Origin of the sequence: Aminomonas paucivorans DSM 12260 (genome assembly GCF_000165795.1) — a bacterium.
Lineage (GTDB): Bacteria > Synergistota > Synergistia > Synergistales > Synergistaceae > Aminomonas > Aminomonas paucivorans.
Window position 1 is genome coordinate 2623029 of record NZ_CM001022.1, and the last position, 7142, is coordinate 2630170.

Genomic DNA, 7142 nt, shown 5'->3' on the forward strand with positions numbered 1-7142 from the left:
GAGGGGTTCCCATGGCGTGGGGGCTTCAGAGAAAGATCCTGGTTCAGGTCCTGGGAACCTGTTTCGTGGTCCTGGCGGGGCTGGTGGGGCTTCTGGGGCTGTACGCCCGGGAATCCGCCCTGAAGAGCGCCCAGGAGATCGCCTTCCAGACCGCCAGCGCCCAGGGGCTGCGCATCCAGGGAGAGCTGAACCGCACCGCCGTTTCCCTCTCCGCTCTGGCGGGGTCCCTGGGGACCCTGGACGCGGGGGACTCCCGCTCTCCCGCCCTGGTGGGAAAGATGCTCCGGACCCTCCTGGAGGAGGACCCCCAGGTGCGCTGCGTCTGGGGAGCCTACGAGCCCGGGGAGTTCCCCGCCCTGGGGGAGGACCGCTACGAACCCATGTTCGAGAAGACCGACGGCGGGACCGCAGAGGGGATGGGCATCCGGGAAAAGCTGGCCCAAAGCCCCCTTCCCGGCCTGGACGCCCTGGTTCGGGTCCCCCGGGACACGGGGAAGCCCTACGTCTCCTCCCCCTACCGGTTCAGCTACACCGGGGTGGTGGCGGACTCCCTGCTGGTGGTGTCCCTCTCCGCCCCGATCCGGCGGGGAGGCAAGACCGTGGGGGTGGTGGGGGTGGACCTGGACCTGGGGGCGGTGCAGGCTCTGGTGCGGGGCGTGCGGGTCCTGGGCACCGGTCTGGGCTCCTTGGACGCCTCCGACGGCACCATCGTGTTCCACCACGACGAGAAGACCATCGGCCGCAACCTGGCGGAGGTGGGCAAGGGGGTGATCCCGGGGCTGGAGAAGCTGCTGGCGGCCATCCGGGAAGGGCGGGAGTACCGGGGGACGGAGTACTCCCTGGGGCTGGGGGAACGGGCCTACAAGGTGAACGTCCCCCTCCCCGTGGGGGACACGGGGACCGCCTGGTCCTTCTGCGCCGTGGTCCCCCTGAGCACCATCCAGGGTGAGGCGGAGCGCCTCACCCTGAAGATCTTCCCCGCCGCCCTGGGGGGCTTTTTCCTCATGGCGGCGGTGGTGGGCCTCCTGGTCCGGCGGCTGGTCCGCCCCCTGCGACGGGTGGCGGAGCTGGCGGCCCGGGCCCGGGAGGGGGACCTCTCCTTCCGCCGGGAGGCCTTCGGGGTCCTTCCCCCGGACGAACTGGGGGGGATGGCCGACGCGGTGGCGGACCTGGTGGGCAAGCAGCGGGAGCTGGTGGAGCAGATCCGCTCCCTCTCCCGCTCCTCCCTGAACCGCGCCCAGTCTCTCTCCTCCCTGGCGGAACAGTCCGCCGCCTCCATGGAGACGGTGCGGGAGGCGGTGGAGGAGGCGGCCCGACTCTCCCAGGACACCTCCGCCACCCTGGAGGAGACCAACGCGGGGGTGCAGGAGGTGTCCACCGGGGCGGTGGTCTCCGCCGACGCCTCCTCCCGGGGGGCCCAGGCGGCGGAAGACACCGCCCGACGCAGCCGGGGAGCCTTCCGGCAGGTGGAGGCCCTCCTGGAGGGCATCCACCGCATCGCGGGGCGGGTGGAGGAGGACCGACGGGCCCAGGGGGAAGTGGTCCAGGCGGTGGGAGCCATCGAGGGCTTCGTGTCCACCATCCGGGGCCTGGCGGACCAGACCAACCTGCTGGCCCTCAACGCCGCCATCGAGGCGGCCCGGGCGGGGGAGACGGGGCGGGGCTTCGCGGTGGTGGCGGACGAAGTGCGCAAGCTGGCTGCGGCGTCCACCCACGCGGCGGGACAGGTGGATACGCTTATCCAGGAGCTTCGGGAACACGCCGCCCGGGCCCAGGCGAGCCTGGACTCCACGGAGCCGGCCTTCCGGGAGGCCCTGGAGCTTTCCCGGCGGGTTCAGGGAGAACTCTCCGGAAGCCTGGAGGCCCTGGACCGGATGGAGGACCTCATGGGGAACCTGGCCGCGGCGGCGCAGCAACAGGCCGCGGCGGGGGAGGAGATGGCCCGGGGGGTGGACCGGGCGTCCAAGTCCACCGAGACGGTGTCCCAGGCGGTGGAGTCCATCCGCCTGGTCTCCGCGGACACCGCCCGAGGGGCGGAGGAGCTGGCCCGACAGTCCCAGACCCTGGAGGAGGAGGCGGGACGCATGGCGAGGCTCCTGGAGGGCTTCCGCCTCCAGGCCCTGCCGGAGGCGTAGGGGGCCTGCGTCGGGCCTCTACAGGGCCTGCTTCAGCACGTAGTAGGCCACGTAGAACCAGCCGAAGACGGCGTGGATGATGGCCCAAAGGATCGAATGGTTGGCGTTGTAGGAAATGACGGCGGCGATGCAGGAACCCAGGGAGATTCCCGTCTTGGTGGTCATGGAGGCCATGGTCTCATCTCCCGGCGATGGATTGGGGTCCCGCGGGACCCGACCCATTCTGGCATCCCCCTCCGGGACGGGCAAGCCGCCCCGGAGGACCTTCACCACGGAGGGGCCCCGTCGCGAAGACGGAGCCCCTCCGTGGCACGTCGTCCCGCGATCCAAACTACTTCAGGCGGAAGGACACCACCGCCCGCGGCTCGTGGGCCCGGAAGGTGAAGGATTCGGCGAAGAAGAGGCGCACCTTCCCCTCCTTGGCGCTCTCGAAGCCCAGGGAGAGATCCTGACCCAACACCAGCTCCAGATCGCCCCCCCGCAGGGACACCAGCAGGGCCCCGTCGAAGAAGGGGGAGAAGACCACCTTGTCCCCCACCAGGCGCTCGATGCGCTTGCGCAGGGGGTAGCCCTCGGACTGGGCCTCCAGGGCGTCGTGGAGCTTTTCGCCCCCCACCAGGGCATAGGGCCCCTCGATGGCTTCCCCTTCCAGGAGGCGCACCCCCCGGTTCAGCCCCAGCAGCAGGTCCTTGGCCTTGCCCAGGGGCAGGTCCAGGGTCTGGGCCTCTCCGGCCTGGGCCATCCCCAGGATGCACCCCGGGTCGAAGCCCTCGTAGAGGGCCTTCTCCTCGAAGCGGGCGATCTTCCGGGCCGCACCCTCCAGGGGTTCCAGGTTCACGTCCTGGGCCCCCCGGACCAGGTTGTCCAGCTCCCACAGGTCCAGGTCGAAGGAGACCCGGGCCTCCACCAGGGGCTGCACCAGGTGCACCCCGTACTGGACTTCGTCCTTCTTCTGCCCCTCCGGAACGTTCAGCCGGCCCACCGCCACGGAGGCGTGGTCCCACCCGTGGGGGCCCGACACGTCCACCACCCGGCGGGCGGAGAGGTGGGCGGAAAGGGACTTGCGGGCCTGCTGGTCCAGGAGATCCCAGGCGACGTCGCTTACGGGGGAGAGGTGGCGCTTCAGCATGTCCATGGTCGTTCCCTCCTCTGGATGTCTACAGTTTCCCGATGCCCAGGCCCGAGCGGGGCCGGGCAGCGGCGGGAGAGGAAGCCCCCTCGCCGGTGGCCGCCTCCTCCACCTCCGTCACCGGGACCGTGGTGAACAGGTAGGTCTTCAGGGCGTCGTCCAGGGCGGGGAGGCGGCGACGAAGCCACTCGATGCACATGGCGGCGTGCTCGATCTCCTCGTCCCGGTTGTGGAGCACCAGGGCCACCAGCTCCGGGTCCGAGGCCAGGGCGGCCCTCTGGTGGTAGTAGTCGATGGCCTCCACTTCCTCCCGAAGGCTCGCCAGGGCGCGGCTGATGTCCCGGTCCTGGGCGGGAAGCTCTCCGGCGGGTTCAAAGTATCCCATGGTACCGACCTCCTCCATGCGGGGTTTGGGGGACCGGGAAGGCCCCCTCTGAAACCATTCTAACTCATGAAAGGAGGGCTGGGACAGAAAGGAGAGAGGAGAACGGTCAGTTCGGGCGGGCTTTGCGGGCCTTGTGACGGTACATGGCCTGATCCGCCTTGTGGAGGAGGGCATCCGGGTCTCTCCCGTCCCGGGGGAAGAGGGCGGCCCCCAGGCTTGCGGTGACGGTGAAGCATCGGTCTTCCATCCGCAGGGGAGCGTCGAACTGGGAGGCGATCTTGTCCAGGATGGGTTCGATCTGCTCCTCCCGGGTCAGGTCGGGCAGGAGCATGACGAACTCGTCCCCCCCGATGCGGGCCACCAGGTCGGACCGGCGCAGGCACCCCCGCAGCCGTTCCGCGATGACCCTCAGGGCCTCGTCTCCGTAGACGTGCCCCAGCTGGTCGTTGATCTCCTTGAACTCGTTGAGGTCGATGAACACCAGGGCCAGGATCTGCCCCGCCCGGGACGCCTCCTGCAGGGCCAGGTCGAAGGCCTCCCGGAAGGCCGCCCGGTTGGGCAGGTCCGTGAGAAGGTCGTGGTAGGCCAGGTGGCGGATGGCCCGCTCCCGGCGCCGGGACTCCGTCAGGTCCACCACCTGCACCAGAAAGCCCCGGCGTGTTCCCTCCGGTCCGTCCAGGCGCACCGCGAAGAGCCGACCGTCCAGGACCTTGCCGGAACAGGTGCGAAGCCGCCGATCCAACACCTCCCGGCGGGAACGCCCCGAGAGGAGGCGCACCAGGCCCTCCCCGCCGGGGACCTGGTCCTCCGGGGGAGAGAACTCCCGGACGTGGCGGCCCGTCAGGTCTCCGGCGGGGCAGTCCAGCAGCTCCTCCAGGGTCCCGTTGGCCTCCCGGATCAGCCCGTCGGGGGAGAGGAGGGCAGCCCCCACCAGAGACTCCTCGAAGAAGAGCCGGTAGCCTTCCCGGTCCAGGGGATTCTGATCCCTCCGGCAGACCTTCGTCGGTTCCTCCACGCTGGTCCTTCCCCCTCGTCCTTCAGGTAACGACACCATAGACCCTGGGTTATAGTCCCGCAAGGCAACAACTACGGATAGTATAAAATGAGCCAAAAGTCCCGTGTTGCAGGATTGATTTTGCGTTCAAACCTGGTTCCAGCCCTGCTCCCGGAACACCGTGCGCACCACCTCCCGACCCGCATAGGGCCGGGCCAGGCGGGCGCAGGCCTCCCGAAGCCGGGCCCGCTCCGCCGGGTCCTCCAGGATCTCCTCCGCCCGCTCCGCCGTGCGGCGCACCTCGAAGAGCACCCGGGCGGCCCCCCGATCCAGGAGGTAGTCGCTGTTGCGCTGCTCCTGCCCCGGGATGGGGTCCATGAGGAGGATGGGCAGCCCCAGGCAGAGCACCTCGGAGGTGCACAGCCCTCCGGGCTTCATCACCACCAGGTCGCTGGCGGCGTAGTGCTCCAGGATGTTCTCCACGAACCCTTCGATCCGGACGTGGGAGGCCCCGGAGAAGAGCTTCCTCATCCGCCGCAGGAGCCTCTGGTTGTTGCCGCACACCACCAGGGTGGTCCAGTCCCTCCTGCGGGCCAGGGAGGCCACCGCCTCCTCGATGGGACCCACCCCGATGCCCCCGCTGATCACCAGCACCACCCGCCCCTCCCGGGGGAGGTTCAGGGCGGCCCGGGCCTCCTCCCTCCCCGGGGGGGAGGCGTAGGCGGGGAAGACGGGGATGCCCGTCTCGTGGACCTTCTCGGTGATGCCGTCGGCGGCGTACTGCCGGGCCGCCTCGGGACCCGCCACGAACCACCCCGCGAAGAGCCGGTTGCGGTGGAACACGTGGCTCAGGAAATCCGTGTTCACGTAATAGAGGGGAACCTGAGGGGCGAAGGCCTCCGCCAGGGGGCCCGCCCCGAAGAAGTGGGTACAGAAGAGGGCGTGGGGACCGAAGGCCTCCAGGCGCCGCTTGAGCCGCCGGAGGTTCAGCTTGGCGGTCATCTCGTTGAGGGACCCCAGGAGGCCGTCCCGGGCCTCCGGGTCGTCCAGGGTGTCGTAGAAGTACCCCCACAGCCGGGGGGCGCGCTTGACCATCTCCAGGTAGGACCGGGAGATGAAGCCCCGCACCAGGGGGGAGGCGAAGGAGAGCACGTCCAGGCACTGGACCTTCACGTCCTGCCCCTCTCGCCGGAACCATTCCCCCAGGGCCAGGGCGGCGGTCCTGTGCCCCGTCCCCACGGTGGCGTAGAGCAGGGCTACCCGGATCTCCACGGCTACAGCTTCCCCTTGAGCAGGTCCCCCAGCGTGACCCCCGGGGCCTGAGACCGCTCCGTCTCCGTGCGGATCCCCGCCAACAGGGTGGAGAGGATCTGTTCTTCCTTGAAGTGGGAGGGGAAATACAGCGCCGCCGCGTCCCCGTGGCCGCCCCCCCGCACCTTGCGCCCGTCCCGCAGAAGCCCCACCAGCTTGCCCGACAGACCCTCCCGGCTGCGCAGGGAAACCGCCCAGTCCCCCGCGGGCCTCCGGGCCGCCACCGCCACCACCCGAGGGGGGTTGGGGTCCCGGTCCAGCAGCAGGCCGCAGAAGTCCGACACGTCCCCGAACTCCAGGATGTCCGACCCCAGGAAGGAGAGGTCGTTGCCCGCCCGCTGCACCGCGGAGCGCGCCCGGACGAACCGGGCCTCCTGTCTTTCCACGAAGTCCTCCGCCCGGCGGCGCTCCTCCGGGGTCAGCTCCGCCCGGGGGTCCAGGCAGAGACGGAGCAGCACCCCCGTGGGGTTCAGAAGGGTCACCAGGGCCTGCCAAAGGCGGCTGTCCTCCCTCTGCCCCAGCCACAGGTCCCGGTCGTTGGCCACCAGCACCAGCTCCGTCAGGTCCTCGTGGGCTCGCCGCGCCGCGGGGGAAAGGTCCCGTCCTTTCAGCCAACGGTGGTACACCAGGGCGCCGCACGCGTCGGTCTGGATCACCGCCCAGGGGCGGTTGCCGTAACGGTCGAAGGTGGTCTGGTGGTGGTCGAAGAGGAAGGGGGTTCCCCCCTCGGGGAAGCGTCGATCCACCTCGTCCACCGTCTCCTGACGCTGGCAGAAGAGGTCCAGGACCAAAGGTTCCTGTCCCGTCTCCAGGGTCTCCAGGATCAGGTTGTCCACCTCTCCGTACCCCGTGAGGCTCACCCGGATGGGAGCCCGGTCCGCCCGGTGGACGTGCCACGCCAGGGCGGCGGCGGCGATGCCGTCCAGGTCCGTGTGGCTGATGACGTGCAGCAACGGTCGTTCCACGACCCCACCTCCCCGTCGGATCGTCCCGAACCCGCGAAGGGGTCGGTCCGCAGGGTCCATTCTACCTTCCCTCCCCCTTCCCGTCCCGGTCCCGGGAGGCCCGGGACCGGGGGTGGTCTTCCGTCGTTTCTGTCGAGATGTCCACCAAAGTTTTCCACCATTGTGGATATCTCCTCCTTCGCCCACCGTCCCTGATGGCTTCGGCTTCATCTAGTTTCGTCAA

The 7142-nt window shown here is 69.9% G+C and carries 7 protein-coding genes; 1 reads left to right on the forward strand and 6 read right to left on the reverse strand.

Annotated features, from left to right (window positions below; all coding sequences use genetic code 11):
* Positions 1–11 precede the first annotated feature (11 nt).
* A complete protein-coding gene (locus APAU_RS14815) occupies positions 12–2135 on the forward strand; it encodes a methyl-accepting chemotaxis protein (protein ID WP_006302082.1) in 2124 nt (707 codons plus the stop codon).
* A gap of 18 nt (positions 2136–2153) precedes the next feature.
* Here APAU_RS14815 and APAU_RS13405 read toward each other — a convergent pair whose 3' ends face one another.
* The 6 genes from APAU_RS13405 to APAU_RS12295 all read right to left on the reverse strand — a co-directional run bounded on the left by APAU_RS13405 (position 2154) and on the right by APAU_RS12295 (position 6919).
* A complete protein-coding gene (locus tag APAU_RS13405; protein ID WP_156789504.1) occupies positions 2154–2357 on the reverse strand; it encodes a hypothetical protein in 204 nt (67 codons plus the stop codon).
* A 109-nt stretch (positions 2358–2466) separates the two neighbouring features.
* Entirely contained in the window at positions 2467–3270 is an 804-nt protein-coding gene (locus APAU_RS12275; protein ID WP_006302084.1) for a family 1 encapsulin nanocompartment shell protein, read from the reverse strand.
* Between the two features lie 22 nt (positions 3271–3292).
* A complete protein-coding gene (locus APAU_RS12280) occupies positions 3293–3649 on the reverse strand; it encodes an encapsulin-associated ferritin-like protein (RefSeq protein WP_006302085.1) in 357 nt (118 codons plus the stop codon).
* Positions 3650–3755: 106 nt separating this feature from the next.
* Complete coding sequence (locus tag APAU_RS12780) at positions 3756–4664, reverse strand: sensor domain-containing diguanylate cyclase (protein ID WP_006302086.1); 909 nt, start codon at positions 4662–4664, stop codon at positions 3756–3758.
* 126 nt (positions 4665–4790) lie between these two features.
* Complete coding sequence (locus APAU_RS12290; protein ID WP_006302087.1) at positions 4791–5915, reverse strand: MGDG synthase family glycosyltransferase; 1125 nt, start codon at positions 5913–5915, stop codon at positions 4791–4793.
* 2 nt (positions 5916–5917) lie between these two features.
* Positions 5918–6919 carry a DHH family phosphoesterase gene (locus APAU_RS12295; RefSeq protein ID WP_040346313.1) on the reverse strand — a complete coding sequence of 334 codons (1002 nt, stop codon included), beginning with the start codon at positions 6917–6919 and terminating at the stop codon, positions 5918–5920.
* Between the last annotated feature and the right edge of the window lie 223 nt (positions 6920–7142).